Annotated in this window: 21 protein-coding genes and 2 pseudogenes; 13 read left to right on the forward strand and 10 right to left on the reverse strand. The window is 62.0% G+C overall.

Annotated features, from left to right (window positions below):
- Nucleotides 1-112: 112 nt before the first annotated feature.
- Nucleotides 113-409, reverse strand: a pseudogene (locus HF916_RS09020) (cytochrome b/b6 domain-containing protein); the annotation flags it as partial.
- A 290-nt stretch (nucleotides 410-699) separates the two neighbouring features.
- Between HF916_RS09020 and HF916_RS09025 the strand changes: the two are divergent.
- Nucleotides 700-864, forward strand: coding sequence for an FmdB family zinc ribbon protein (locus tag HF916_RS09025; protein ID WP_168788567.1), 165 nt, complete (start codon nucleotides 700-702; stop codon nucleotides 862-864).
- An 852-nt stretch (nucleotides 865-1,716) separates the two neighbouring features.
- Here HF916_RS09025 and HF916_RS09030 read toward each other — a convergent pair.
- A complete protein-coding gene (locus tag HF916_RS09030) occupies nucleotides 1,717-5,010 on the reverse strand; it encodes an adenylate/guanylate cyclase domain-containing protein (RefSeq protein ID WP_168788568.1) in 3,294 nt (1,097 codons plus the stop codon).
- A 265-nt stretch (nucleotides 5,011-5,275) separates the two neighbouring features.
- On the opposite strand from HF916_RS09030, the gene HF916_RS09035 reads away from it, so the two are divergent.
- A complete protein-coding gene (locus HF916_RS09035; protein ID WP_168788569.1) occupies nucleotides 5,276-7,504 on the forward strand; it encodes a SulP family inorganic anion transporter in 2,229 nt (742 codons plus the stop codon).
- A 488-nt stretch (nucleotides 7,505-7,992) separates the two neighbouring features.
- Here HF916_RS09035 and HF916_RS09040 read toward each other — a convergent pair whose 3' ends face one another.
- Together HF916_RS09040 and HF916_RS09045 are read right to left on the reverse strand one after the other, a co-directional pair.
- A complete protein-coding gene (locus tag HF916_RS09040; RefSeq protein WP_168788570.1) occupies nucleotides 7,993-8,364 on the reverse strand; it encodes a type II toxin-antitoxin system VapC family toxin in 372 nt (123 codons plus the stop codon).
- Nucleotides 8,361-8,558, reverse strand: a complete 198-nt coding sequence (locus HF916_RS09045) for a type II toxin-antitoxin system VapB family antitoxin (protein WP_046565138.1) — start codon at nucleotides 8,556-8,558, stop codon at nucleotides 8,361-8,363. The genes HF916_RS09040 and HF916_RS09045 overlap by 4 nt, the downstream gene beginning before the upstream one ends.
- 466 nt (nucleotides 8,559-9,024) lie before the next feature.
- Here HF916_RS09045 and HF916_RS09050 point away from each other — a divergent pair, with 466 nt between their 5' ends.
- The gene (locus tag HF916_RS09050) at nucleotides 9,025-9,645 is read left to right on the forward strand and encodes a cytochrome b (protein ID WP_168788571.1); all 621 of its coding nucleotides are present in this window, start codon (nucleotides 9,025-9,027) and stop codon (nucleotides 9,643-9,645) included.
- A 22-nt stretch (nucleotides 9,646-9,667) separates the two neighbouring features.
- On the forward strand, nucleotides 9,668-10,015 hold the full coding sequence (locus HF916_RS50750) for a hypothetical protein (protein WP_168787332.1): 348 nt from the start codon (nucleotides 9,668-9,670) through the stop codon (nucleotides 10,013-10,015).
- Here the strand turns inward: HF916_RS50750 and HF916_RS09060 are convergent.
- Together HF916_RS09060 and HF916_RS09065 are read right to left on the reverse strand one after the other, a co-directional pair.
- Nucleotides 9,976-11,061, reverse strand: a complete 1,086-nt coding sequence (locus HF916_RS09060; RefSeq protein WP_277352255.1) for an alpha-hydroxy acid oxidase — start codon at nucleotides 11,059-11,061, stop codon at nucleotides 9,976-9,978. The two genes, HF916_RS50750 and HF916_RS09060, sit on opposite strands and share 40 nt — an antisense overlap.
- A 141-nt stretch (nucleotides 11,062-11,202) precedes the next feature.
- Nucleotides 11,203-12,501, reverse strand: coding sequence for an L-fuconate dehydratase (locus HF916_RS09065; RefSeq protein ID WP_168788573.1), 1,299 nt, complete (start codon nucleotides 12,499-12,501; stop codon nucleotides 11,203-11,205).
- A gap of 190 nt (nucleotides 12,502-12,691) precedes the next feature.
- Here HF916_RS09065 and HF916_RS09070 point away from each other — a divergent pair, with 190 nt between their 5' ends.
- The 6 genes from HF916_RS09070 (at nucleotide 12,692) to HF916_RS09095 (ending at nucleotide 19,021) form a co-directional block, all read left to right on the forward strand.
- Complete coding sequence (locus HF916_RS09070) at nucleotides 12,692-13,402, forward strand: GntR family transcriptional regulator (protein ID WP_168788574.1); 711 nt, start codon at nucleotides 12,692-12,694, stop codon at nucleotides 13,400-13,402.
- Between the two features lie 133 nt (nucleotides 13,403-13,535).
- The gene (locus HF916_RS09075) at nucleotides 13,536-15,017 is read left to right on the forward strand and encodes an extracellular solute-binding protein (RefSeq protein ID WP_168788575.1); all 1,482 of its coding nucleotides are present in this window, start codon (nucleotides 13,536-13,538) and stop codon (nucleotides 15,015-15,017) included.
- A gap of 107 nt (nucleotides 15,018-15,124) precedes the next feature.
- The gene (locus tag HF916_RS09080; RefSeq protein WP_168788576.1) at nucleotides 15,125-16,279 is read left to right on the forward strand and encodes a carbohydrate ABC transporter permease; all 1,155 of its coding nucleotides are present in this window, start codon (nucleotides 15,125-15,127) and stop codon (nucleotides 16,277-16,279) included.
- Nucleotides 16,276-17,307: a carbohydrate ABC transporter permease gene (locus tag HF916_RS09085; protein WP_168788577.1), complete on the forward strand. Its 1,032-nt coding sequence runs from the start codon at nucleotides 16,276-16,278 to the stop codon at nucleotides 17,305-17,307. Before HF916_RS09080 ends, HF916_RS09085 begins: the two co-directional genes overlap by 4 nt.
- Nucleotides 17,304-18,422: an ABC transporter ATP-binding protein gene (locus tag HF916_RS09090; protein ID WP_240975197.1), complete on the forward strand. Its 1,119-nt coding sequence runs from the start codon at nucleotides 17,304-17,306 to the stop codon at nucleotides 18,420-18,422. The genes HF916_RS09085 and HF916_RS09090 overlap by 4 nt, the downstream gene beginning before the upstream one ends.
- Before the next feature lie 371 nt (nucleotides 18,423-18,793).
- A complete protein-coding gene (locus tag HF916_RS09095) occupies nucleotides 18,794-19,021 on the forward strand; it encodes a xanthine dehydrogenase family protein molybdopterin-binding subunit (protein ID WP_206001720.1) in 228 nt (75 codons plus the stop codon).
- Between the two features lie 186 nt (nucleotides 19,022-19,207).
- On the opposite strand, the gene HF916_RS09100 is transcribed toward HF916_RS09095, so the two are convergent.
- From HF916_RS09100 to HF916_RS09115, 4 genes and pseudogenes are all read right to left on the reverse strand, one after another.
- Nucleotides 19,208-19,516, reverse strand: coding sequence for a hypothetical protein (locus HF916_RS09100; RefSeq protein WP_168788578.1), 309 nt, complete (start codon nucleotides 19,514-19,516; stop codon nucleotides 19,208-19,210).
- A gap of 127 nt (nucleotides 19,517-19,643) precedes the next feature.
- The gene (locus HF916_RS09105) at nucleotides 19,644-20,213 is read right to left on the reverse strand and encodes an HPP family protein (RefSeq protein ID WP_168788579.1); all 570 of its coding nucleotides are present in this window, start codon (nucleotides 20,211-20,213) and stop codon (nucleotides 19,644-19,646) included.
- A 69-nt stretch (nucleotides 20,214-20,282) separates the two neighbouring features.
- Nucleotides 20,283-21,485 (reverse strand): annotated as a pseudogene (locus tag HF916_RS09110) (NAD-dependent formate dehydrogenase).
- 156 nt (nucleotides 21,486-21,641) lie between these two features.
- Nucleotides 21,642-22,607 carry a LysR family transcriptional regulator gene (locus HF916_RS09115; RefSeq protein WP_240975198.1) on the reverse strand — a complete coding sequence of 322 codons (966 nt, stop codon included), beginning with the start codon at nucleotides 22,605-22,607 and terminating at the stop codon, nucleotides 21,642-21,644.
- Nucleotides 22,608-22,834: 227 nt separating this feature from the next.
- Here HF916_RS09115 and HF916_RS09120 point away from each other — a divergent pair, with 227 nt between their 5' ends.
- From HF916_RS09120 to HF916_RS09130, 3 genes are all read left to right on the forward strand, one after another.
- Nucleotides 22,835-23,365: a hypothetical protein gene (locus tag HF916_RS09120; protein WP_168788580.1), complete on the forward strand. Its 531-nt coding sequence runs from the start codon at nucleotides 22,835-22,837 to the stop codon at nucleotides 23,363-23,365.
- A 485-nt stretch (nucleotides 23,366-23,850) separates the two neighbouring features.
- Nucleotides 23,851-24,993: a porin gene (locus HF916_RS09125; protein WP_168788581.1), complete on the forward strand. Its 1,143-nt coding sequence runs from the start codon at nucleotides 23,851-23,853 to the stop codon at nucleotides 24,991-24,993.
- An 85-nt stretch (nucleotides 24,994-25,078) separates the two neighbouring features.
- On the forward strand, nucleotides 25,079-26,125 hold the full coding sequence (locus tag HF916_RS09130; RefSeq protein ID WP_168788582.1) for an NAD(P)H-dependent flavin oxidoreductase: 1,047 nt from the start codon (nucleotides 25,079-25,081) through the stop codon (nucleotides 26,123-26,125).
- The last annotated feature ends 614 nt before the right edge of the window (nucleotides 26,126-26,739 follow it).

A 26,739-nucleotide genomic window follows, 5' to 3' on the forward strand; every position in this document is an offset into this window, starting at 1 on the left:
TCGCTATGTATCGCCGACAGTATGCGAAATCCACCGGGTATGCGCTGACTTCCTGGGGTGGTAGCCGGTGTATTGCCTGACCCGCCGCCCGTCAGCACCGCCGCGTTAGCGTGTCGCGGCGAAACAGGTGACGCAAATGACGAAGTGCAGCCGCGGGCGGTGCCACGAAACTGCGACAGCGCGCGGTCGCACTGACAAAGCAGCCCCACAGCAGCCGGGAAATGACCAACGCGAGCAGAGTCTCGCCGACCCGGACGTGCCAGTCGATCCAGTTCAGCTTCAAAGTGACATAGGCCGCCGTGACCAGCATGACCACCCGCCGGTGAAACAGTCGCACCGGCGCGTCCCAGACCAGCACCAGACGGTGGACAGGCTGTGCCGGCCGCGTCACGAGTTCGTGAGCATCCATGGGTTGCGCCTTCGTCCGCAAGCGGTTGGAAAGAGATACAGGCCCGGTCGGGTGTGCGGCCCGTCACGGCGAGCAGCACGCGACCAATGCGGGGCGCTGGTGCTTGCAATCACCAGGCCGCGGACGGGGTACCGGTGTTGCCTGCCGCGCGTACGATGAGCGCTGCGCGACACGCGTACTCGGGCGTTTCCTGCACTTTCCTGCACTACAATGGGTTATTACTACACTGCCGGGCGTCGCTGGCAGTATCTGGCCAGCACGACGTGCGGGATTCTCGTTGGAGGAATGCCATGCCGACTTACCAGTACAGGTGCGAGAAGTGCGGTGAAATGTTCGAACATGCCGAGCATCTTGCTGAACATGAAACCGCTCGTCCAGCTTGTCCGAAGTGTGGAAGCGAGAAGGTTCAGCACACACCCACGCCATTTGTCGCGAAAACTTCCAGAAAGAGCTGAAAACTGACTGACGAGCAAAGGCAAAATCCGGCCATGAACGTTCAATGACCAACGCTTGCACCCGGGGTTCACACGTCAGCTACGCCTGTCAGCGGACTTTCGTGTGCGGACGGTGTGAGTTGTATCGTCGGCCACTCCTGCCCGGTAAAGTCGTGGCCACGCGATCCTATTGGTGCGGCAGGCCGGATCTTAAGCGGATCACGCGTGCTTCTCTTCGCCCTGCAGGCAACGGTGACAGTCCAGGCGCCCGACTTCGCCGATCGTCCCACGGCGCAGCCAAAGCGCCCGCAACTGCCGAGTGCGTGACTGCAGAATCGACGAGGCAGCGACGGGCATCGTAATCGGACGCGCCCGCCAACAGCAGAGTGAATCATTTACGATGAGCGGCATCCTTACCGTTTGGGTCTGAGGGTCCGCTGTCTGATCGGAGCAGCCATCCCGGATGGCCGCATGAAGGCGACGACAAATGACGTCTTGTGGCCGACTGCTGATCCATGAAATCGGCATAGGCGGCCAGACCCTTGCAAGGCTGGCATCGGCAGCGCGGGACCCAGCCCCGTCATTCGTCTCGGCGCCACGTCAAGGTCAGGTTCCAAGCGGATAACAGTCGTTCGTGCCCGTATCGTCCGGAAGCCATCAGACTTTGCCGACAGGTTCCTTTCCTGACACTCGCACCTTGGCAGACGCGAGTATCGGGATCGCTGCAGCAACTGCGCCTACCAGCCCGAGCGGGCGTTGGCCCATTAAACGATTCTGTCCGCGCGGTATCGTTCCCTTGAGGGCTGCGACTGGCGAACGCGCGACCTCAACCGGCCGGACGAATAGGCACGCGGTACTGGCGTGACGCTCGCCTCACGCGGCGAGTGCTCCATCGACCGCGGCCAGGTATTGCCTGAAGCCCGCCTGTAGCAGCACGGTTCGCACGCGCCCAAGCTCGCATCGCACGGCTTCGTCCGCGGGCTCCTGCAGGGTGTGCGCGAGCGCGCGACCGCGCGCCGCGAACAGCTCGGCCCAAGGCAGCGGTTCGCGCCGCGTGTAGTCCTCCAGTGCCGCCACGTAGCGCAGCGCGCCGGCTGGATCGGCGGCCGACAGCATCGCTTCGATGGCGTCGCGGTAGAACCAGAGGTGGTTGTGGCCGACCGCGCCGAGGCGCAGGAGGTTCTCGCCTTCTGCCAGGAGCCGCGCACGCTCGTCGTTCTCGTCGACCGCGCGGGAGAGGGCGCCCAGGACCTTCGGCGCGCAGAACTGCGTGCCTACTTCGCGCGAGATCGCGAGCGCCTCGCGAAGCGCTTTCACCGCTTCGCCTCGGCATCCATCGTCCAGCCATACACGTCCCTGCATTTCCAGATTCTGCGCTTCGAAGCGGCGCGCACCCAACTGCCGGATCACCCGCATTTCCTGCTCCAGATGGACTCGCGCAGCCTGCATATCGCCGAGCTCGTAGCAGGCGAACACGCCGAGCGTCTCGCCCAGCAATTGCGCGCGCGGCTGCCCGATCAGCCCGGCGGCGTGCGCGGAGGCCACGGCGTCTTCGCGCGCCTGTCGCGCGTCGTTCAGATAGATGCGGCTGAAGCCCTGCATCGAACGATTCGCGACTTCAATGCGGCCGAATCCGTGCTCGCGGCTCAACGCCACGCAATCGCTGAAATGGCGGAACGCTGTCCGCATCCGTCCCTGTGCGTACGCGGCATCGGCGAGGCCGCCGAGCGCGCGGGCCTCCGCCTCCGGCAGGCCGAGGCGCCGCGCATAGGCGAGTCCGAGTTCGTGCTCGTCGTTGCAGGCGTCGATCTTCCCGAGCGGAAAGAGGATGTTGCCGCGCAGATGGTGAAGGCTCGCGAGTTCGGCGACACGGTCGTCGCGCTCCGCGATCCGCTGCGCGGCTGCGAGCAGATCTAGCGCTTCGTCGAGACCTTCGCTCACGCGCAGGCCTTCCGCAAGCCCGAGCTGGCAGCGGCACAGACTGGCGTCGTCGGGAGCGGCCGCCAGCGCCGCGCGATAGGTGGCGGTCGATCCCGCGATGTCGCCGAGATCGCGCTGGAGCTCGCCCTTGCAACAGTTGAGGGCGTGGCGGTCCGCGTCTGTGTGCGCGATCTCGAGGCCCCGCTCGGTGAGGCGTAGCGCGGCCTCGACAAGGTGGGCCGCGCGTTGCGCGTCCGCGGCGGCCAGATAGGCCTGCGACGCGCATTCGTCCTCGGCGCGGTCGAGATGCTGGGCGTGCAGCGTGGGGTCGCCGTGGGCGAACCAGTCGGCCGCGCAGCGGTGCAGCGCGCGCCGGCGCGCGCGCAGCAGCGTCGAGTACGCGCTCTCCTGAATCAGCGCATGGGCGAACAGGAAGTCCTCGCCCTCCGGCAGCACGAGCGCATTGGCGAGTAGGCCGTCGCAGACGTAGCCGGGATCGTCGATGAGCCGTCGCAGCAACGCGATGTCGAAACGCTGGCCGATCACGGCGGCCGCCTGGAAGGCGAGGCGGTCGCGCGGCGCGAGCCGGTCCATCCGCGCGAGCACGAGGCTCCGGATCGAGGCCGGCACGGCGCTGCCGCTGCCTTCCTCGGCGTTGCGCAATAGCTGCTCCAGGAACAGCGGGTTGCCGCCCGCGCGCTCGATGAAGACGAGCGCGACACGCTGCGTCGCGTCGATGAAGTTGCCCGCGAGGCTCAGGGCCTCGTCCTTTCGGAGCGGCCCGAGATCGATCGTCGCAAAAGGGGTGTCCCGGCAACGCGCGCGCCACGTCGCATCGATCGGATCGTCTTCCACGCGCGAGGTCGTTACGAGGAGACCCGGGCCGTTCGCGATGCCCGAGGCGAATGCCGAGAGATAGTCGAGCACTTCGGGGTCAGCCCAATGCAGGTCTTCGACGACGATCAGGGTCGCCGCCTGCGTGCACGCGTTGTCGGTCAGTCTCGTGGCGAGCGCCTGCTTGCCGCGCTTGCGCGCGCCGTGGTCCATCGCGTCGTAGAGCGCCCGCCATTCTCCCGCGAGCGGCAGGTCGAGGAGGTCGTGGAGAAAGGCGTGCTGCTCGGCCTTGACGACGCCGTCGGCGGCAAGACGCGCGACGGCGGCTTGCCGCGCGTCGCTCGATGCGCCGGCCGGCAGGCCGGCCAGGCTGCCGACGATCGCGTGCACGGGATCCTGCCCCTTGCCCACGCCGAAATCGAGCACGAGGCCCCGATGGATCGCGAAGCCCTGTGACTGCGCGTAGCGGCGCATCTCGTCGACGAGACGCGTCTTGCCGATGCCCGCTTCGCCGCGCACATGGACGACGTGGCCGGCCCGCCTCGCGACGCACGCGTGGACGATACCGTGAAATTGCTCGAGCTCGGCCTGGCGTCCGACGAAGCGGCTCTGGTTCGCCTTCGGCGATTCGCTCGAGATGGCGCGCAGCCGCCAGGCCCGCACCGGCGTGTCGATGCCTTTGAAGCGTTGCTCACCCACCGCGTCGCAGACGGCGGCGTCGCCGAGCGCGCGCGCCACGTCATCGGAAAGCCAGGTCTCACCGGCCGGCGCCGCGGCCTGGAGCCGCGCGGCCAGGTTCACTGGATTGCCGGTCACGGTGTAGTCCCGCGCGTCGATGCAGCCGAGCGTGCCCGCGACCACCTCGCCGCTGGCGATGCCGATGTGCGCCTGCAACGTCCGCGCCGCCTGTGCGCTCAGCTGTGTCAGCGCGTCATGGATGTCGAGCGCCGCGCGGGCTGCGCGCAGCGTGTCCGTATCGTGCGCGCGGGGAGCGCCGAACAGCGCCATCACCGCATCGCCGATGTGTCTGTCGGTCGTGCCGCCATAGGCGAGCACGATGCCGTCGACGAGCGCCGTGTAGCGGCCGATCAGCGCGCGCAGTTCCTCCGGATCGAGCGTGCGCGACAGTGCCGTGAAGCCGCAGAGATCGGCAAAGAGGATCGTGACCTGCCTGCGTTCGTCCGCGGGGGTGTCCAGGGCGTTGGGCGCCTGCGCCGCTGGCGGGGCCGCTGCGGCCGAGTCCCGCGCGGCCGCAGCGAGGATGCGTTTGCGGTGGCCGAGCGACTGTACCCCGAGCTCCTTCAGATCCCCATCGGTCAGCTGCGCGAGCAGCGACAGATCGATGTCGTTCGCCGCGAACGCTTGCGCGTACTGCTCAAGCCCCAGGACCTCCAGCCATTGCTCAATATCCATGCTCGCCGCCTGCATCCAATGCCGGGCGGCGCGCGCCGCTCTGCCGCGCGGGTCGCTTCCGGTTCCTTCCCATGGGCTCAAAGCGCAGACGAAAGCCCCACGCCGATGGCCGATGCGAACGGCCCCGAACCTGTCGGGGATCGTGCCGATGATTACCCAGTGTAGGCGTCCGCCACGCACCACGTCTGGCGTTTGACAGGCTATCGATCGAGGACGGATACTGGATCGCTCCCCATCGTGCCACTGCATTCCACCGGGAATTCACGTGAAGCCGGGCAAGACCGTTTCCGTCTCCGATGTCCGGCCGCGCTCGCGTCTCGCGGGGCTGCCCGGCGATCTGGCGGCTGGGGCGGTATCGGCACTGGTCATGCTGTGCTACGCGATGAGCCTCGGCACGATGATCTTCAGCGCCGATCTGGCCCGCTACGCGATGCTCGGCGTGCCCACCGCGCTCGTCAGCTGTGTCGTCACGGCGCTCGTGATTGCCTTGACGAGCTCGATGCGCCTGAACATCGGTGGCCCCGACAGCAATGCGGCGGCATTTCTCGCGGGTGTGGCGGCAGGCGTCGCGAGCAGCGTGCGCGCGGACGGCGGCTCCCCACAGACTCTCCTCCTGACCGTGCTGATCGCGATCGCGCTCTGTTCGCTCGTGACCGGCATCGTGCTCTACGCAATCGGCTCGTCGAAGCGCAGCCGCTCGCTGCAGTTCCTGCCTTATCCGGTCCTCGGCGGCTTCCTCGCTGGCACGGGCTATCTGCTCCTCGCCGGCGCGTTCCGCGTGATGACGGGCGAGTCCCTGAAATGGCAGACGCTCGTGCTATTGACTCATCTTCACTGGCTCGCGTGGCTCCCCGCGCTCGTCGTAGGCGTGCTGGCCACCATCCTGATGCGCACCTGGATGCACGTCGCCGCGTTGCCGCTCACGCTGGCCTTCGGGATCGCCCTCTTTTACGTCCTGCTGCGCGCTGCGGACCTGTCGATCGACGAAGCGCGTGGCATGGGGTTGCTGTTGCCGCGCGTGGCACTGCGGCTCGCCGGGCTGCCGGAGCTGCACCTGACAGCGCAGCTCCGGCACGGTGGCATCGACTGGCCGGCGATCGCTGCACACCTTCCGGAGAGCCTCGTGGTCACGTCGGCCTCGGCTGTCACAATCCTGATGAATTCGACGGCAATCGGTGCGGCGACGGGCGAGGAGGTCGATCTCAATCGCGAGATGCGGGCTGCGGGCCTCGCCAATCTCGCGAGCGGGCTTTTGGGTGGAATGGTCGGCTATCAATCGTTCAATCGCTCGATGCTCAACGCGCGCGTCGGCGCGACGAGCCGGATGGCGGGCGTGTTCGCGTCGCTCGCGTGCCTCGTGGTACTTGCCGCGTCACCGGGTCTCGTCGCGCTGTTTCCCGTGCCGGTGCTCGTCGGCCTCCAACTTTTCATGGGGCTGCGCCTCCTCGTGCAGTGGGTGGTCGGCGCCTATGCGAAGCTCAATTGGTATGAGTACCTGCTCGTGCCCATCATTCTCGGCACGATCGCGGGCTGGGGCGTGATCGTCGGCGTGGTCGCAGGCGTCGTCGCCGCTTGCGTGATGTTCACATTGCTCTACGGCCGGGTCAGTTGCATCCGGATGGAATTCGACCTCCGCACCCGGACATCCAATGTCGAGCGCAACATCGAGGAGACCGAAGCATTGCGCGGACTTGGCGCACAGGTGTGCGGAATGTGCCTGCAAGGGTTTCTGTTCTTCGGCACGGCCAATTCGATCCTCCAACGCATACGCGAGCGGCTCGTCGCGCGCGATCTGGCGGCGGTCCGATTCGTCGTGCTTGACTTCGCGTCGACCCAGGGCATGGACGCGTCCGTATCGATCAGCTTCGTCAAGCTGCGGCAGCTCTGCGCGGCGACGGAGACGGACCTGGTCTTGACCGCGCTGCCGCCGCGCTCGCGCGATCTGCTTACTAAAACCGGTACGCTCAATCTGCGGATTCGTGAATTCGACACGCTCGATGCGGGCCTCGAATGGGTCGAAGACAAACTGCTCGAGTCAAGCGCGGTCGCGCTGAAACGCGGTGACGACATCCACGCGATGCTCGCGCCGTATTTCACGGCCGGCTCGCTGAACGCACTGTTCACCTATCTCGAAGTGCATGACCTGCCAAGTGGCCAGCCACTGTTTCTTCGCGGGGAGCCGGGCGATGCGCTGTACATCATCGAGCGCGGGCGGGTCGCGGTTTCGCTGCCGCTTGGTAACGGGCGGTCGGTGAGGCTGCGCGCCTCCAGCGCGGGCACGGTCGTTGGGGAAATGGCCGTGTACACGCAGCAGCCGCGCAGCGCTGACGTGTTCGCCGAGGTGCCGACGCGCGTGCGCAGGCTGTCGCTGGCCGCGCTCGTTGCTCTCGAGCGAGACAACCCTGCAGCCGCGCAGCAGTTTCATCGCTTTCTGGTGAAGGTCATCGCGTCGCGGCTTGCTCTCGCCACTGAGGCCCTACGCGCGGCCTACTGAGTGGTAGGCGAGGGGTGGTGTTCGGGGCAACTGCCGTGGCGTCTGGAGGGCGGCCGACGCGCGTCGAGGCCGCACCCAATGTAGCGAGGATGCGAGAAACGCGCTTAAGCGGCGAGGGGCGACAATCAGAATTGCCAACACAGCGAGAGCCAGAGGCAACGCTGCCAAGAGACCTTTTCGGTTTTATCAACATGTCGTGCTTTTCGGCGGCGTCAGACCTCACTTGCATTGATCGCGATTTCGGTAACTGGCGGAGCCGAAGGCGAGTCCACAAACAAAACGGTGACTATTAGCTGCCGCGATATTCCCATGCGTCGATCCCATCAACACGGCGAGAAATCACCTCTTCGCTGCCGTCGGCAGTCGTAACCCGCAGCGAGCTATACGTCAGGTCAACCTCAGCGAAGGGACCCAGCACATCGCTGCGTCGCTTGTGCAGTCGATGTGCAAACAAGGATAGATTGAAGGCATGTGGGCTCTTCCGTTATCTAGTGCGCGAGCAACGCACCGAGATTGAGTTCATCGGCTACTTTCTTCAATCGCTTATCGCGCGTCCAGATGGTGATGCCGGGTTGTAGGCGCGCGGACGCCAACAGTGACGTATCGACATAGCCGATTCCACGATTGAACAACCCTTCATGGTCGATCAGATAAAACGTCTCCTCCGGTGTTGCAACTGGCGCGCGCGGCAAATCGAGCAAGGCGCCAAGCACGACGTCACGGTCACGCAGACTACCGAGCGAAATCTCGCCGATGACATATGGATGAGCCAGCACACGCTCCTGGGCGAGCAGGGTAATCAGCATAGGATCAGAAGCGCTGATGTGGTCAATCCAGACCGACGTGTCGACAAGAATCATTCGACGTCCTGCCGGCGACGCGGCGCGCCCTTGATGCCCGGTTGGCTACCGCCAAGGTTCGCGAGTCGTTTCGCGGCTTCACGCTGGATCAAGGCCTTTAGCGCCTCGCGCACGAGGGCCGTTTTTTCCTCCACGCCCGTATAGGCCTGAGCCTTGGCAATCAAGTCGTCATCAAGCGCAATAGTTGTACGCATGGGGAATCTCCGGAAATGTATGCACGAATTATAGCATCGTTTGATGCGTAAAAATGGTGCATTTCGACGTGCTGTGATGAATGCATTTCGCCGCGACATTCCGACACAATTGCACGCGGGAACGGCGGAAATGGCCGGTGTCTGCGCATGAGCAGCCGCACCGCCTTTGTTAGAGCCAGGTGGGTCGCGGAAGTCCTTCAGCAACACGGTGCTTTTCGAGGCGCTTGCGACCGGCCTCCATCGATTGGCAATCTGAGGTCGGTAATCCGCGGCTGGCGCAGGCCGGAATGCGTTTTCTTCACCAAGTCGTGTAACGTGCGCGCGATCGAAAGCTGGCACGATAAGCTCGTTCTAGGATCGAAACGTGTTCGCAGCGATCGAGCCTGGACAGATGGATCACTCCGTGCGGAGCATCAGATTTCCTTAAGGTGGAGGCGGTTAGCATCGTTTAGTATGGGCGACGAGCATGTGCCGGCAGTTGATCTGGGCGTCGGTGGCCGCTCCTATTATCGAATACAACGTTGTGCTGAAAAACGGGGGATTGGGAGTGATCAAGGTCAACGCAAGTACGCGCCCGGCATATGACGCGGTCGCGCGTGCGCTCCACTGGCTCACCGTTTTGTTGATCGCAATGCAGTTTGTGATCGGCTGGACGATGCCCGACGTCCACAAGGACACGCAGCTCGTTGGCCTGATCGCGTGGCACCTCGGCGTAGGTTCGACACTTGTCGCACTGATAGTGGTCAGGGCGATCTGGCGGTTGACCCATAGGCCTATACCGGACGACCTGCCGCCGGTGCTGAGCATCCTCTCCCGCGTCACGCATCTTCTGCTCTATGCCGCCTTGCTCGCGGTGCCAGTGCTCGGCTGGATCAACGCATCCTCACGCGGGTGGACGGTTCGCTTACTGGGCGTCGTTCCCTATCCGGCGCTGAGCGCTCCAGGCTCGGCGTTCGGTCACAAAATGGGCGATGTGCACGGCATCCTCGCATGGGTGCTTTTCGCACTGATCGCTCTGCATGTCGGCGCGGCTCTGTTCCATCGCTTTGTTCTAAGAGACCATGTATTGCAGCGGATGCTGCCTTAAGCAGCGCCGTCTGGGCAAAACCATGGCGAGCGAAACTACTGAGGTCTCGCAAAGGCTGCGCAAGGGACATGAAGAAGCCCATCGCATCAACTCGATTGGCTGGCTGCGCGCCGCGCTGCTCGGTGCGAACGACTGGATCATATCGACGGCGAGTCTGATCGTTGGCATCGTGTCAGCACACGCTGAAATCAGTACGAAGGAGGCGGCCGACGCTTACGCGTCCCACTTCATCGCTGACTTCAACGGTCGGTTCGGCAAGGTGCCGAGGAGCACATTCGGTGCGCACCGGCCGTTGTGTGCAGAAGACGATGTCGCGCCTGGCGCCGGTCTTCAACGCCTGTCAGGCAGAAGGATCCGCTCATCCACCTGACGGATGTCAGTGTGGCCGCAAAAGGCCATGGTGATGTCTAATTCCTTCTGGATGATCTGCAGGCACTGTGTGACACCAGCCTCTCCCATCGCACCCAGGCCGTAGAGAAAGCTGCGGCCGATCAGCGTGCCCCTGGCGCCGAGCGCAACGGCTTTCAGCACGTCCTGGCCGCTGCGGATGCCGCCATCCATCCACACCTCGATGCGCGAGCCGATCTCACGCGCGATCTCGGGGAGTGCCGAGATCGAAGAGGGTGCACCGTCGAGTTGGCGGCCGCCATGGTTGGAGACGATCAGCGCGTCGGCACCGCTGTTGGCGGCAAGGCGCGCATCTTCGACATCCATGATGCCTTTCAGAATGAGTTTGCCACCCCATAGCTTCTTGACCCACTCGACGTCCGCCCAACTCAGCGCCGGATCGAACTGTTCGGCGGTCCACGAACTCAGGGACGATAGATCGCCTACACCCTTTGCATGACCGACGATGTTGCCGAAGGTGCGTCGCCGGGTGCCAAGCATGCCGAGGCACCAGCGCGGCTTGGTCGCCAGATTAATGAGGTTCGCTGGGGTCAGTTTGGGCGGCGCCGACAGCCCGTTCTTGATGTCCTTGTGGCGTTGGCCGAGGATCTGCAGGTCCAGCGTTAGCATCAGGGCGCTGCACCGTGCCGCACGAGCCCGCTCAATTAACCGCACAATGAAATCGCGATCGCGCATCATATAGAGTTGGAACCAGAACGGCTTGCTGGTCTCGGCGGCAACGTCCTCGATCGAGCAGATGCTCATCGTGGACAAGGTGAACGGGACGCCGAATTTCTCCGCCGCGCGTGCAGCGAGGATTTCGCCGTCGGCATGTTGCATGCCGGTCAAGCCTGTCGGCGCGAGCGCTACGGGCATGGCGGCCTCCTGACCGACCATTTCCGTGCGCGTGCTGCGGTCCGCCATGTTGACCGCCACTCGCTGGCGCAGCTTGAGGCGCTGGAAGTCGCTTTCATTCGCGCGGTAGGTACTCTCGGTCCATGAGCCACTGTCGGCGTAGTCGTAGAACATGCGCGGCACGCGCCGTTGAGCGAGCACGCGTAAATCTTCGATGCAGGTGATGGCAGACACAGTTTTTCTCAGCACAGGGAGTAACGACGAGTGTACGTTCTCGGACGGTCGCTCGATATTCTGGGAATGCCTGGGAAAAATTCACGCCCGCCACGCCGCGCCTTGCGGAAAGTGAAATTCGTCGAGCGACTCGGCGCGCATCTCGATGCTATAGCCGGGCAGTTGCGGCGGCTTATAGCGTCCGTTGCGAATCACGACGGGGTCGACGAAGTGCTGGTGCAGGTGGTCGACGTATTCGAGTACGCGGTTTTCAAGCGATGCCGACACGCCGATGTAATCGAACAGAGCGATGTGCTGCACGTACTCGCACAGCCCGACACCACCCGCGTGCGGGCATACCGGCACACCGAACTTCGCCGCCATCAGCAACACGACGAGCACCTCGTTGAGACCGCCGAGCCGGCAACTGTCGACCTGGCAAAAATCGATCGCCTGCGCCTGCAATAGCTGCTTGAACATCATGCGGTTCTGGCAATGTTCGCCGGTCGCCACACCGATCGGGGCGACGCGCCGGCGGATGGCCGCGTGCCCCAGGATATCGTCGGGGCTCGTCGGCTCTTCGATCCACCAGGGATCGAACTCTGCGAGGCGCCGCATGTTGGCGACGGCTTCGTCGACTTCCCACACCTGGTTGGCGTCCATCATCAGCTTGCGATCAGCGCCGATTTCGTCGCGCAGAATGCGCGCGCGCCGCACGTCCTCGTCGAGATTGCCGCCGACTTTCTGCTTGAAGTGCGTCCATCCCTGGGCCACGCCTTCGCGAGCGAGGCGGCGGATCTTTTCATCGTCGTAACCGAGCCAGCCCGCCGACGTGGTGTAAGCCGGATAGCCGTTTGCCAGCATCTCCGTTTCGCGCTCAGCTTTGGTGGCCGCGTGGCGCCGCAGGATCGCAAGCGCTTCGTGGGGTGTCAGTGCATCTGTGACGTAGCGGAAGTCGAGACAGCGCACCAGCGCCTCCGGGCTCATGTCCACCAGGAGTTTCCAGACCGGTTTGTGTTCCGTCTTCGCCCACAGGTCCCACACGGCATTCACGATAGCGGCAGTCGCGAGGTGAATCGCGCCTTTCTCCGGACCGATCCAGCGCAACTGACTGTCTGACGTGAAGGCGCGCCAGAACGAACCCATGTCGGCAACGATGTCTTCGAGGGTCTTGCCGACGATGAGCGGCGCCAGCGAGTTCGCCGCGGTCACGCAAATTTCGTTACCCCGGCCGATAGTGAAGGTGAGTCCGTGTCCCGCCATCTGTTCCGGTGAGTCTGTTTCGAGCACGACGTAGGTGGCCGAATAATCCGGCGCCGCATTCATCGCATCGGAGCCATCGAGTGAGCGGGAGGTCGGGAAGCGAATGTCCCGAACGGACAGGTTCGTGATCGTGGTCATTGGACGCCCCCCAAGGGTGACCGGGTGCGGCAGCCAGGCTGGTACGCGCGTATGGCTCGCACTAAGCGCCGCCGGCAAGCACATACGAGGCCACACTCCAAGCGTTAGCACGCGTTGACAGCACTGATTTCTCCACCTAGCATGCTAGCATGTTAGTCGTAAATCAAGCTCTCCGTGAGCCTCTTGATCCATGAAGTCAGCGGCCATCGACCCTTATGCCGCATTGCAGAAACTGCAGGGCGGGGAACGGAGTAGTTTGACCGACGCCGTGGCAGAGGCGTTGCGCGAGGCTATCGTCACGCTGGCGCTGGAGCCGGGAATGATGATCGACAAGCAGGCGGTTTGCGAACGGATGGGCGTGTCGCGTTTTCCGGTGTCCGCGGCGCTTGCGAAGCTTGCAACCGCTGGGCTCGTCGAGGTGTTGCCGCAACGCGGCACGCGTGTGAAGCCGATCGTGATTCACGACATCCGCCAGCATCTGTTTATCCGCAGCGCGCTCGAAGTCGAGACCGTGCGCGGCCTGTCGTCGACGCGTTCCGATGCGACTCTGGAGGCGCTCGCCGCCAACCTCGACAAGCAACGCGAAGCCGTGGCCAAAGGATTGCGCCATGAATTTCACCTGCTCGATCTCGCCTTTCACGCGATCCTGCTCGACGCTATCGACTTGCCTCGCGTGAAGGAAATCGTCGCCACGTCGCGCGGCGCGCTTGATCGTGCGCGCCAGTTGCTGGGGAGTCCGGAACGTCATATTCATACACTCGAGGAGCACGTGCGCATCTTCGAGGCGATCGCGGAGCGTGACGCCGAAGCTGCGGCCCACGCGATGCACTGTCATCTGGAGGAAGTCGTTGCAGAGTTGCGGCGCTTTGCCAGCGAAAGGCCCGATTTGTTCGAGGAGTAGACCGGGCCTTCGCGCGAGTCTTCGTAGGAGTCTTCGTAGGAGTTTCCGGACCGCCGCAGTCCGGGCGCATCGGGTGGGCTGCTCGCCAGCCGCCGAGCGCAGCGTAGTCAACTCGATATGAAGGAGACAAAAAATGAAACTCGTCAAACGTGCAAGCGTGGCCGTCGCCCTGGCGGCTGCGTGGTTCATGGCAGCGGGACATGCGCTCGCTGCAGAAGATTTCCATGGCGTCACCATCAATGTGATGACGTTCGTGGGTCCGCAAATCGCGGAGCCGCTGCAGCGCCGTGCGCCCGATTTCGAAAAGCTCACGGGTGCCAAAGTCAACATTCTGACCGTGCCGTTCTCCGACTTGTACCAGAAGCTGCTGACCGATTGGGCCTCCGGTACGAACTCGGTCGACGCCGCGGTGTTCGCCCCGCAATGGATGGTCGACTATACGAAGGGCGGCTTCCTCGAGGACCTGTCGGCGCGCGTCGCCCATGATCCGGCGCTGAAGGAAGACGACGTCATGCCGTTCTTCCGCGATTTCTCGGAGCGTTTCAATGGCAAGACCTATCTGGTTGCGCTCGACGGCGACTTCCAGATGGTCTACTACCGGACCGACATTCTGAAACAGCTCGGCAAGCAGCCGCCGAGAACCTGGAACGATTACCTGGACATCGCGAAGGCAGCGAACGGCAAGGTATTCGGCGGCGACGGCAAACCGGTTGCGGGTTCCTGTATTTCGAAGAAGCGCAACGCGCAGGCGTACTGGGCGATCATCTCGATTGCGGGTGGCTACATCCAGTCGAAAGGGACGGCGCAAGGAGCCTTCTTCGATCCGGTCAACTTCAAGCCGCTCGTCGACAATGATGCGTTCAAGGCCGCGCTGAACGTCTACAAGGAATCGACCCAATACGGGCCGCCGAACGAAATCAATCTCGACGTCGGCGATACGCGCAGCGCCTTCATTTCAGGACACTGCGCGCTGACGCTCGACTGGGGTGACGTCGGCGTGCTGGCGATCGACCCGAAGCAGTCGAAGGTGATCGACAAGGTCGGCGCGGTCATCCTGCCGGGCTCGACGAAGGTGTTGAACCGTGACACCGGCAAGCTGGTGGCGTGCGACAAGAGTACCTGCCCGTATGCGGTGGAGGGCGTCAACCATGCGCCTTTTGCAGCATTCGGCGGGTGGTCCGGCGGGATCAATGCCAAGGCCAACCCCAAGGTGAAGGATGCAGCCTACGCGTTTCTCTCGTACATGAGCCAGCCTGCTCAATCGAATGTTGACGTGACGATCGGTGCGACCGGCTTCAATCCGTATCGCCGATCGCAGTTCACGGACATGTCGATCTGGAAGAAGTCCGGCATGAGCGACGCGGCGGCGGCCTCCTACCTCGGCGCCATCAAGGCCAGTCTGCAAAGCCCGAATATGATCATCGATCTGCGTATCCCGCAGAACCAGCGCTACGAGCAAGTTGTACTGGATACCGCGGTGGCGCGGTTTCTCGCGGGGGAACTTGATGCCGACGCCACCATGAAGGCGATCCAGACAGGCTGGGATGAAATTACCGATGACCTTGGAAAGGACGGCCAGTTGAAGGCCTACAAGGCGTCGATCGGCGCCAAATAGCCGCATGCCGCGCCGGTCTGCGGCAACCGGCGCCGCTTCCGGAGAGGCGATGACGAACGGCGTCCGAACGTCGTTCGTCTGCCGTAACGATGACACGAGACTGGCTCATGCAATCTTCGTCGCACGTTTCGTCACCTGCTTCACAGCGACGCGCGTCGCGCAGGTCATCCGTTGTCAACTGGCTGGATCGTCAGGCTCCCTATGTGTTCGTGCTGCCGGCCGTGCTGCTCATTCTCGGCTTTTCGATCTTTCCGCTAGTCACGTCCGCCTATCTGTCGTTGATGCGGTTCTCGCTCGGCGAGGGAGGCTACGAACTGAAGTTCGTCGGCATGCGCAACTACGTGAGGCTTTTCAGCGGCAGCCAGCAATTTCACTTTGTCGGTGTATTCCGGCCGCCTGGCCTTATTAGCCTCTCGATGATGGTCGCTGTCGCGCTCGCTACAGGCTGGTGGCTCCTCAGTTACCTGCGCGGCAGGCATCGCTCTGTCGTCGGCGGCATCGGCCGGCTGATCGCTGCTGCGTCCTTGCTGGCGCTCGTGTGGCTTACCGCCAATACGGTCGGTCACGGCGGCGAGCTGGGCAGCCTGATGGTGACGCTCTTTTACGTGGTGTTCGGCGTGGCGCTGCAGTTCTTGCTGGGTCTCGGACTCGCCTACCTGTGCACGTTGCCGCTCAAGGGCGGCCGATTTTTCCGGATTCTGTTCTTTCTGCCGCTGATGGTGACACCCGTTGGCATCGCGTACATGTTCCGCATGATGGCGGATACCGCAGTTGGCCCGCTTGCGCCGGTTTGGGCGTGGCTTGGGCTGGGGCAGATCTCGTGGGCGGCGGACCCGTGGCTTGCGCGCATCGTGGTCATCATTGGGGATACGTGGCAGTGGGTGCCTTTCATGTTTCTCGTTTTGCTGGCCGCGCTGGAAGGCACCTCGCGTGACCAGATCGAGGCCGCGCAACTCGATGGCGCGTCGAGCTGGCGGATCTTTCGCGACGTGACCTGGCCATCGATCGCACCGGTCGCCGCGAGCGCGGTGCTGATTCGCCTGATCGAAGCGTTCAAGGTGGTCGACCTGCCGAACGTGCTGACCAATGGCGGCCCCGGCATTGCGACAGAATCAATGACACTGCACGCATTCATCGAGTGGCGCACGCTGAATCTCGGCGGTGCGTCGGCCGTCGCCTACATGTTGTTCTTCGTGTCGACGATCGCGTGTGTGTCATTTTTTCAACTCGTCGTGCGGCGCGCGAGAGGGGGGCAATCATGATCCGGCGCCTCTTTGTTCCCGCACGGCTCGATGAGATCCCCATCGGCACCCGGGTGATTGCCTACGGCCTGCTTGGCCTATGGACGCTGGTCGTATTGTTTCCGTTGTACTGGATGGCGATCACGTCGTTCAAGCTGCCTATCGACGTATCGAACGGGCCGGCCTACGTGCCATTCATCGACTTCAAGCCGAGTCTCGACGCTTGGCATTACATCTTCGTCGACCTCGGGCCGGATACGTTTCGTCCCTACGTGAATTCGCTGATCATTGCCACGTTCTCCACGGCTGCCGCCGTGTTCCTGGGCTCAATAGCGGCTTACGCCCTCGCGCGCATCGAGTACAGGCCGCCCGTCGCAGCGGTGGGTCTCGGCGTCCTGATGCTGGCCGTGGTGGTGGCCGCCGTCGGCTGGGGCGGTGTGGACCTGCGGATCGCAGTGGCCGTGTGCGGCGCGCTCTTTATCCTGCTGCTGCGCCCGATCATCCGACGCGCAAGGCGCCATTTCGCCAACGACGACATTCTCTTCTGGATTATTTCTCAACGCATCTTGCCGCCGGTCGTCACGGTGATCCCGATCTACCTGACCTTCAAGAGCATCGGGTTGCTCGACACTCGGACCGCGCTGATCATCACCTATGCGACAGCGAATGTGCCGATTGTCGTCTGGCTGATGTTCGATTTTTTCGCCAGCGTGCCGAAAGAAATCGAGGAGAGCGCACAGATCGACGGCGCGACACGCTTTGCCATCCTGTTTGGCATCGTGGTCCCGCTCGTCGCGCCGGGTATCGTGGCGACAGGCCTGCTCGTGCTGATCCTCTCCTGGAACGAGTATCTGTTCGCGCTCTTTCTGTCGACGGCCAACGCGCAAACCCTGCCACTTCTCGTCGCCGCGCAGAACGCCACTCGGGGGCCACAGTGGTGGAACATGTCGGTGCTGATTCTGATCATGATCCTGCCGGTGATGCTGCTCACGCTCACGCTACAGCGCTTCATCGTCAAAGGCATTCTCGTGGGAGCGGTCAAAGGATGAACGACATGGAGATGCGGGCGCCACGCCCGTCGCATTTTGCGAGTTCGACGGTGCCGCATTCGAAGAGCGTCTCGCTGCGCAACGTCAGCAAGACCTTCGGAGACGTGCGCGTACTGCACGACCTGTCACTGGACGTACAGGCGGGCGAGTTTCTTGTCCTTCTCGGCGAATCTGGTTGCGGCAAGACGACCGCGTTGCGCATCATCGCGGGACTCGAATCGGCGAGTGAGGGGAGCATCTACGTCGGCGACAACGACGTGACACAGCAACTGCCGCGCGATCGTGATGTTGCGATGGTATTTCAGTCTTACGCGCTGTATCCGCATAAGACGGTGTTCGAGAACATTGCTTACCCGCTGATCGTGAGAAAGCGCGCGAAGGCCGAGATCGATGCGGCGGTGCGCGAGGTGGCGGCGAGCGTTCATCTTGAACCGCAGCTCGACCGGTATCCGCGTCAGTTATCGGGCGGCCAGCGGCAGCGCGTCGCGCTCGCTCGCGCCATTGTTCGCCGCCCCGCGGCGTTTCTGATGGACGAGCCGCTGTCGAACCTCGATGCGAAGCTGCGCGGCCATATGCGTGCCGAACTCAAGCACATGCAGCATGAACTCGGTGTCACTACGATCTACGTCACGCATGACCAGATCGAGGCAATGACCCTCGCGCATCGTGTTGCGCTGATCGACAAAGGCGTGCTGCAACAACTCGACGCCCCAGCGCGCATTTATTCGGACCCCGCCAATCTGTTCGTCGCGGGCTTCATTGGTTCGCCGCCAATGAATTTTCTGCGCGGCACGCTGGCGAACAACCGCTTCGAGTCGGAAGACCTGGCGTTGGTTGCGGACGTAAATCATCATGGGGAGGCGGTGCTTGGCGTGCGTCCCGAAGACTGCATGCTCGTCACCGCGTCTGATGGTGAGTTCCGGGGACACATCTATTCGGTCGAATTGATCGGCGATCATTCGCTCGTCACACTGAACGTCGGAGAGCAGCAGATAGCCGTGAAGGTGTCGAACATGTTTGCTGGAGAGATCGGTACGGAGGTCGGCCTGCGGGCGAACCGCGAGCGTGTTTATTTCTTCGACCAGAGTTCGGGCCTGCGTATCCGGCAGTGCTGAGTGTTGCCGGATGCGTGCAGCGGATTGACCCAGATTGGCGATGAAGAAACTGAAGTCGCTCGACCGTTGCCAAACTTTTTGGCGGCAAGAGTGGGGGTGTTTCTGGCTTGGTTCTGGTAATCATATAGCCGGCCTCCTGTGCGTCAAGTCGGTGGGTCTGCACCCTGACTATATGTCAGCCGTTCTAACGGAACGGAGGCAGGCCGGCTATATGATTATCAAAACCCAGCGGCGCCCCAGAAGCGCCGCGTCATGTCCTTGAGTCCACTGGGCACTGTCAACTTGCGGGACTTCGTCAAGACTCCGAGCGCATCGGGGCACTCCGTGGTTTCCTCCATCGAGGTTCGTTCGACGCCTGCCAGCGAAGCGCGGTGGCGCACCCACACTCCGCCGACTATCACGTGCCGGTTCATCTCGATGTGCCGGAGATCGACATCATCTGGAATGAGGAAGCGGATCCTCACACGCCGATGGGCGCGCGTGGCGTGGGCGAGATCGGAATTACAGGTGTGGGTGCAGCTGTAGCGAATGCGGTTTTCAACGCTACCGGCAAGCGGGTTCGAGATCTGCCCATCACGTTGGACAAGCTGATTTGCTAGACCGACGACGATATCGCCGCTGTCAGACGCCTAACGGGTTCCCGATGCAGGAGCCTGATTGTCGGGACGTCGCAGCAGCGGATTTAATGGCACGTTAGCTACCGGTAATGGCGATTCAGTCGCGCTGGAGTGAGTGAAGTATGGCGCTCAGCGACAACGTAATCTGCGGTGCGCTGCAGGCATATTTCACAACTGCGCTCGTTCGACCAGATCGGTGTCAGCCGGCATGGCAGTTTTTCGCGCTGTATCAACCGATGAAACCGCGGCGCATGAATCAGGTTTCTGTCTCAGCTTGACTATGAGTTCATTTGCAACGAATGCGCCGGCTATCGTTTCCACATCGCGACGTCGCAACAAGGCCGACTCATTGAGGGGTTTCTTGTCAGGGCGGGTCGCAATTTTCTTCAATATCTTCGGTGGACTTCCTGTTGCGAGCGCATCACGCGTTGGGGGTGTCGGTTGAACGATAGGAGCCGGATGAATCGAGACATTCACGTCCGGATCTGTTAGAGCGTGCGGGTGAGATTCCTATGCGCTACTCGACACACTCAGCCTAAGATCGCTTCTGGACGTCGAACCGATCTGACCCGTGCTGGATTGCAGTTCGCTACCGTCACTGCTGTCACGGCTCCCAAATGCCATCAGGATTCTGATGCCCACCGCGCCTGCTTGCTTGCAATGAGCATTCCGCTTGCCGCGACGCGCGCTTGCGGACACTGTTGTTGAACAAGATCGCGATCAGATGCAACAGCAACACGCCGGCGAGGATAGGGAGAAGGAGAAAGCGTGGGGACATCCCACCGGCCAGCATGATCACGAGCGGATCAGCTCCCGCGGGGGGATGCACGGTCCGGGTCAGTTGCATGGCGGCAATGGCGGCGCCGACGGCCACTGCGGCTTGCCAGATACCCGCGCCCGCGCCCCAAAAAACGGCCAGCCCGATCGCCGAGGCGATCAGATGTCCCAGCATGAGGTTTCTCGGCCGGGCAAAGGCGCTATCGGGTGCCGCAAACAACAGCACGCTTGATGCACCGAATGGCGCGATCAATAGCGGCAAGCCTGTCAGTTTGCCGATCGCGCCGAGCACACCGATGGCAAGCGTGCCGCCCAGAAACCCTAGCACGGCCGCCATGACGTGGCTGCGAAACGTGGCGCGAGAGCCAACCAGCGTCGACGGAGAAGGACTTTGCATGAATAATCCGGCTTGAGCCGCGTGCCGTCAGCGCGGCTCACCGACGCGCGACAGTACGCGGCGAAAGGGTCAGGCGGCTTTGAAGCGGCCCGCTTCTTCGGAACCCTTCGTGGCGTTGCCCGCAGAGTATGAATGGGCGCCCACACCGGCGAGTTACCCGCCGTCGACAATCAGGTATTCGTCGCGAATCGGTCGGTTGCCGAACCAGCACTCGAGAATTTCGCGCGTGCCCGCAGCGTAGCGCGCTTGCGCGGACAAGGTCGTACCTGACGTGTGCGGCGTCATGCCCTGATGCGGCATCGTTCGCCATGGGTGATCGCGCGGCGCGGGCTGAGGGAACCACACATCGCCCGCGTAGCCGGCCAGTTGTCCACTTTCGAGCGCGCGCACGATCGCGTCGCGGTCACAGATCTTGCCGCGTGCCGTGTTGATGATGTACGCTCCGCGCTTCATCTTCGCGATCATCCTTTCATCGAACAGATGCTCGGTTTCCGGATGCAGCGGACAGTTGATCGTCACGACATCGCATACTTTCACCATCGATTCGACGTCCGGATGCCAGGTCGCGCCCAGCTCGCGTTCGACGTCGGCGGGAAGACGATGCCGATCCGTGTAGTGAAGCTTGACATCGAAAGCCTTGAGCCGGCGCAGCACCGCGGCGCCGATCCGTCCGGCCGCAACGGTGCCGACGTGCATGCCTTCCAGATCGTAAGCCCGTTCAACACAATCGGCGATATTCCAGCCGCCTCGCTTGACCCATTCGTGCGAAGGCAGATAGTTGCGCACCTGGGAGAGAATCATCATCACCACGTGTTCCGCGACGCTGATGCTGTTGCAGTAAGTCACCTCGGCGACGGTGATGCCGCGTTCGATCGCCGCCTGCAGATCGACGTGATCGGAGCCGATGCCAGCGGTCAAGGCGAGCTTGAGTTTCGGTGCTTTGGCAATGCGCTCCGCCGTCAGATAGGCCGGCCAGAACGGTTGCGAAATGACCACCTCCGCGTCGAGCAACTCGCGTTCGAACACGGAGTTGGGGCCATCCTTGTCCGACGTGACAACCAGCGTGTGACCTTGCGACTCAAGATAGCGGCGCAGCCCCAGTTCGCCGGACACGTTGCCGAGCAGTTGACCCGGGGTGAAATCGATCGCCTCGGGTGTCGGCGCGGTTTGACCATCGTGATAACGGGTGATTGCCGGAACGTCGTCACGTGCATACCTTTTCGGCATGCCGCCGACGGGGTCGTCATACAGTACACAAAGAACCTTCGCCATTTGTCTCGCTCCACTCAATTCAATTGTGATCCGGCGTCACTTGTTTGCCGGCTGGATCGATGCGCGGCATCGATGAACACAGTGTCTTTGAGAGAAGCGAGACCGGTCCAATCGTTTGGACGGATTGGCTGATAACCGGCGCTTATCAAACGTTCGCTATCCCAGCGCAGCAATGTCTGCCGTGTTGAGCAATGCATCAAAAGCCTTCTGAAGGTCCAGACGTTCCGCTGCACTCCACATCGCCGCCGCGAGCGGCGGCATGGAAGGAGAGTTGCGCGTGATCAGGCCGATCTCACGCGTCAACTCGGGCAGCAATGGCGTTGCGTTGACGCCGGTTCGTGCGTCGAGCACGCTTAACAGGCTGTGCGGCAGGATGCTGTACAGGCCGGCATGCTGAACGTTCGAATACAACGCTAGCAAAGAATCCGTTTCGAGCACGACCGTTGGCTGAACGCCGGCCCTGCGAAAAGCCGCGTTGATGACCTGCCGATTCTGCATCGAGGTGCCCAGCAGACAGAACGGTAGTTCGCCGAGCGCGTCCCAACGATTCACGCCCGGCCGGGCAGGCGAGGAAGGCGGAGAGAGCAGAAAATAACGCTCGCGATACAGAGGAAGAACCGCGAACCCCGCCTGGACGCGATCGTCCAGATAGGTGAACCCTATATCGAGTTCATAGTCGTCCAGTTGGCGAAGGATCGTGTCGGCACTGAGCGAGCGCGCCGAGTATCGGATCGAAGCGTGATCCGAGCGGCACGCGCCCAGCAACAAACCGACGATGGGCATTGTCGTTGGAATGACACCGATGCGTATCGTGCCAGTCAGCCGCACCTGGGCGGCCGACGCATCCTGCCGCATATGCTCAAGTGTGGCGAGCGTCTGGCGGGCCCATCCGAGTACCCGCTCGCCTTCCTCGGTGAAACCGATGAAACGTCTGCCACGCCTGACGATGACCAGGCCCAGCTCTGCCTCCAGACTTCGGATCGCCGAGGACAGCGCCGGTTGCGAAACATGGCTCACCTCGGCGGCCTTGGCGAAGTGCTGCTCCTTCGCAAGCGTAACCAGATAATGAAGTTGACGGATGAACATGTGCTCCCCGGATTCCGGCAGATGCGGTTTGCACATGCCAGTCTCGTTATATCACATGGAATATAGCGAGCCCGAATCGCGAAATTTATCGGTTAGCCGCGGATCAATTCTCCAGCGCCATACCTCACGTTGGGTATTGTCGAAGCCAATACTGCTGCTGATACAGTCGGTCGACCGGGAAGTTGAATGACTCGCAGAGGATGCGACGCACGGTGGGAAACGAACCGATCCGAACAGGACAATTCACGGAGGGAGGATGCCGAATGTGCATTGATCACGGCTGCGGAGAACAAGCTTCTCGCGCGATTGAATATTCGCAGGAAACCAGGGCAAGCGTTCTTGCTGCATATCACGATGAAATTTGGGGAGAGACAGTATTTCTGAAGCTGGCAGAGCACGCGCCATTCGCGAGCGAGCACGAGAAGCTGATGGTACTCGCACGCCTCGAAAGTGAAACAAGAGCAAGGCTGAAGGTGTTGCTTGCTCGTTGGGGAATGTCCACGGACGAACCGGATGGCAAGCGGCAAGAGGGTATTGAGCGCGCAAAGGCGTACTGTGCCATGAGCTGGCTGGAATTCGCAGCCGCCTTTGCAAGGGAACTGCCTCCGTACGTGGCCCGATACCGCCTCCTGGCGGAAAGCGCAGCAGGCGCCGACAAACCTGTGCTTCGCTGGCTATATGAGCACGAACGCGTGCTACTCGAATTTTTCAGATGTGAGAGCGGCGGTGAGAGTACGCGGTCTCTAGCGCAGGTTACGGCTCTGATGGAGGCGGCCTCAAAGCAATGCCCTTAGATCAACATCCGGGTGTGAAAAAAACACGACGAAAAAGGCGACAGGAACCGCCCAATGAGGGGGTAGACGAAGACCTACTCCCTTCGCGATAAGAGGGGTATTCGCCAGCATAGGCAAGCGGTAGGGGCAACTCGAGGCGCGATTGAGCGCGAACCCCGACATACGCGTCGAATGGCCGCCAGACTTCGAATGACGACGCCTTCCCAATTGGCGAACACATTCTTTTCCTTTGTCGCTTCTCGATGCGGTCATCCTATGCTGCATCGCATTTGTCGAGTCACTGGCTCATAGCGCTCCGCCCGCTCCCTTGCTCAGCCATTTCTCGCGTGTGACGCTGATGTCGTCCTGTTTGGCCAGTGTGAGGCGGTCGCTTCATCAATGTCGCTCTAGCCACTCAGTATCCGACGGTTTGCGCATGGAAGCGCGTGAAACTCGCCATCTATCTGGCAAGACTTCAGCAAGACAAGACAAGGGAATATCAGATAATGAAAAAACTGAATGCCGCAGCACTGTCCGGCGTAGCCCTCGCGTTCGCGAGCGCCCCGATTACCAGCCAGGCTCAAAGCAGCGTAACGCTGTATGGGATCGTCGATGCCGGCGTCACCTATGTGAGCAATACCGGCGGTTCGCACGTCGTCAAATTCGACGACGGCATTTCATATGGCAACCGCTGGGGCATCAAGGGTACTGAAGATCTCGGCGGCGGCTTGTCCGCAGTATTCACGCTGGAAAGCGGATTCCATCTCGGTAACGGCACGCTCGGCTTCGGCGGTGCGGAGTTCGGCCGTCAGGCCTATGTTGGGTTGGCGACTTCGTGGGGCACCTTGTCGTTCGGCAATCAGCTCGATATGACCGAGGAAATGGTATTCGCGTACAACATTTCGGCATGGGGCAGTGGCTACGCGATTCATCAGGGCGATTTCGACCGCTTCAATGGTGATCGTCTGCCAAATTCGGTGAAATTCCTTTCGAATGAGTTTGGCGGCTTCATGTTCGGCGGTATGTATTCATTCGGCAATCAGGCGGGGAATTTCCATCAGAACAGCGCGTACAGCGTGGGCGCGCACTATGCCCACGGCGCGTTCACGATGGGCGCTGCGTACACCCAGTTGAACAATCCCTTCGGCATCTATGCGTTCGATCCGTATGCGATGATTGGCACGAGCACGTTCCTCGGCCGGCCGACGATCAGCGTCGATCCAGCGACAGGCGCGATCACCGATCTCTATGCGAGTAGCCCGTTCGCGGTGGACAAGCAAGGCACGTTCGGTGTGGGCGCGAGCTATGCGATCGGCACGGTCACGTTGAACGGCAACTATACGTATACGACGATTAAGGCATTCGGTAACTCATCGCACATGCAGGTCGGCGAGGGCGGCGCGATCTGGCAGGTGACACCGGCATTCAGCGCGATCGGTGGCTATCAGTACACGTCGTTCGAAGGGCATCACTGGAACCAGGGCACGCTGGGGCTACATTATCTGCTGTCCAAGCGTACCGACGTGTATGTGTCAGGAGACTACCTTAAGGCGTCGAGCGGTGTGAACGCCGTGATCGGCTACAGCTTTACGCCGTCCACGACAACGACTCAGGCCGATGTGCGGATAGGGATGCGGCATTCGTTCTGAACGGTATTATCGTCAAGGTCCGGAATAGGGTGTCTGGCGTTTCTCGCGCAGAAGACATCTTCGTACCTGCAATAGGGCGGTTGCCATGACTATCGACGCTGGACCGTTTGCCACTGAACTGACCTTGGCGCTGGGTTGCCGGCACCCTATCATCTCGGCTGGAATGGGAGGGCCGGCACGCGCTGAACTTGCTGCGGCCGTTTCGAAAGCGGGTGGGTTCGGCTTGCTCGGCATGGTTCGCGAGCTACCTGAGTTGATCGAGCGTGAAATTGCCGCAGTGCGGGCCGTGACGGATCTTCCGTTCGGCGTGAATCTCATTCCGTCCGCGACAGAACCGACGCTCTTTGCCGCGGAGCTTGACGCGTGCCTGGCGGCACGTGTGCCGGCGCTGTGCTTCTTCTGGGACGTGGTGCCCGAAGCGATACGGCGAGCCAAGGACGCCGGCGCGATCGTGCTGTATCAGGTTGGCTCCGTTGACGACGCGCTAGCCGCCGCGAAGGCCGGCGCGGATGTGATCATCGCTCAGGGTATCGAGGCCGGCGGCCACGTGCGCGGACGTACCGGCATTCTGACGTTGCTGCCTGAGGTCATACGGCATGTGCGCGTCCCGGTAGTCGCATCCGGTGGGTTTGCGACCGGAGGAGGGTTGATTGCCACCCTCGCGCTTGGCGCCTCGGGAATTCATTGCGGGACTCTTTTTCTTGCCTCGCATGAATCGTTTGCGCACGCTTATCACAAGCAGCGCATTCTCGATGCCCGGGCTGGGGATACGGTGTACAACGACCTCTTCGCGATCAATTGGCCACCGCATTCCCCGGTCCGTGTGCTGGTAAATAGCGTGACGCAAGAAGCGGCGGACCATTTGTTCGGCAATCATCCAGACACGCTACCGCGCGAAGTGATCGCGCATGACGATGGACGGCCAATCTACAAGTTCAGCACCGATTCGCCATTGCGCAGTACCACGGGCGACGTTGAGAAGATGGCGCTATTTGCAGGGGAATCAGCCGCTCTCGTGAATGCGAGCACGTCGGCGGCCGAGGTGATCGAGCGCCTCTTGGATGAGGCGCTCAATGCGTCGAACCGAGTCAGGCTGGTAGGCGAGGGTGGGCGTCGAAACGGTCAGCAGTGAGTCCTGGCGAGTTGCCGAACGTGGCGTCCCGATTGCTGGCAGATTGTCGCGTGCCGCAGAGCAGCTTCAGAGTGCTTTGCATGTCGTGTGATGCAACGGGCGCTCGTCGAACCTGTCGTTTACCCCGGATGCAGTGACGACTTCCTAGGCCTGTTACGGGGTGGAGCATGGCTTCATGTTGCTCTGCGACATACCGGCAACCGCACATCAAGCACATGCGCGCACGACCACGCTATTGACCTGTGCGTCTCTCCTTGTCATCGAAAGCCATTCGACTGGTGCGCCCGGCCAGGACTCGCGTGGGCCGCATTGGCAAGTAGCGAGGCAACGTCGGCCGACCTTCCCCTTGTGTGCTTTTTACTGGCTGCACACCGCGACGCGAACCACCCTTGGCGCGTTGCAACTTGCCGTGCTGCATCAACGGGCTTCGTTCGAGTCGATCCGCGTCTACCCACACAAAGCATATTGACAAGAAAGTGCCTCCGCACGCTAAATACCACGGAGAAACTTTGTTGCCGAAAGGGAATCTATTGACGTCATTTAGCGAAGCCCCGTATTAGCTTGTCTGTCTGCCCGAACTACCCACACCGCCGGCACATGCCGGCACGACCGAG

This window comes from Paraburkholderia aromaticivorans (assembly GCF_012689525.1).
In the GTDB taxonomy this organism is placed as follows: Bacteria; Pseudomonadota; Gammaproteobacteria; order Burkholderiales; family Burkholderiaceae; genus Paraburkholderia; species Paraburkholderia aromaticivorans_A.

Coding starts and splice junctions, on each gene's coding strand:
- HF916_RS09025 (WP_168788567.1), top strand. CDS start 700: ATGCCGACTTACCAGTACAGGTGCGAGAAGTGCGGTGAAATGTTCGAA.
- HF916_RS09030 (WP_168788568.1), bottom strand. CDS start 5,010: ATGGATATTGAGCAATGGCTGGAGGTCCTGGGGCTTGAGCAGTACGCG.
- HF916_RS09040 (WP_168788570.1), bottom strand. CDS start 8,364: ATGATTCTTGTCGACACGTCGGTCTGGATTGACCACATCAGCGCTTCT.
- HF916_RS09045 (WP_046565138.1), bottom strand. CDS start 8,558: ATGCGTACAACTATTGCGCTTGATGACGACTTGATTGCCAAGGCTCAG.
- HF916_RS09050 (WP_168788571.1), top strand. CDS start 9,025: ATGTGCCGGCAGTTGATCTGGGCGTCGGTGGCCGCTCCTATTATCGAA.
- HF916_RS50750 (WP_168787332.1), top strand. CDS start 9,668: ATGGCGAGCGAAACTACTGAGGTCTCGCAAAGGCTGCGCAAGGGACAT.
- HF916_RS09060 (WP_277352255.1), bottom strand. CDS start 11,061: ATGTTCTACGACTACGCCGACAGTGGCTCATGGACCGAGAGTACCTAC.
- HF916_RS09065 (WP_168788573.1), bottom strand. CDS start 12,501: ATGACCACGATCACGAACCTGTCCGTTCGGGACATTCGCTTCCCGACC.
- HF916_RS09070 (WP_168788574.1), top strand. CDS start 12,692: ATGAAGTCAGCGGCCATCGACCCTTATGCCGCATTGCAGAAACTGCAG.
- HF916_RS09075 (WP_168788575.1), top strand. CDS start 13,536: ATGAAACTCGTCAAACGTGCAAGCGTGGCCGTCGCCCTGGCGGCTGCG.
- HF916_RS09080 (WP_168788576.1), top strand. CDS start 15,125: ATGCAATCTTCGTCGCACGTTTCGTCACCTGCTTCACAGCGACGCGCG.
- HF916_RS09085 (WP_168788577.1), top strand. CDS start 16,276: ATGATCCGGCGCCTCTTTGTTCCCGCACGGCTCGATGAGATCCCCATC.
- HF916_RS09090 (WP_240975197.1), top strand. CDS start 17,304: ATGAACGACATGGAGATGCGGGCGCCACGCCCGTCGCATTTTGCGAGT.
- HF916_RS09105 (WP_168788579.1), bottom strand. CDS start 20,213: ATGCAAAGTCCTTCTCCGTCGACGCTGGTTGGCTCTCGCGCCACGTTT.
- HF916_RS09115 (WP_240975198.1), bottom strand. CDS start 22,607: ATGTGCAAACCGCATCTGCCGGAATCCGGGGAGCACATGTTCATCCGT.
- HF916_RS09120 (WP_168788580.1), top strand. CDS start 22,835: ATGTGCATTGATCACGGCTGCGGAGAACAAGCTTCTCGCGCGATTGAA.
- HF916_RS09125 (WP_168788581.1), top strand. CDS start 23,851: ATGAAAAAACTGAATGCCGCAGCACTGTCCGGCGTAGCCCTCGCGTTC.
- HF916_RS09130 (WP_168788582.1), top strand. CDS start 25,079: ATGACTATCGACGCTGGACCGTTTGCCACTGAACTGACCTTGGCGCTG.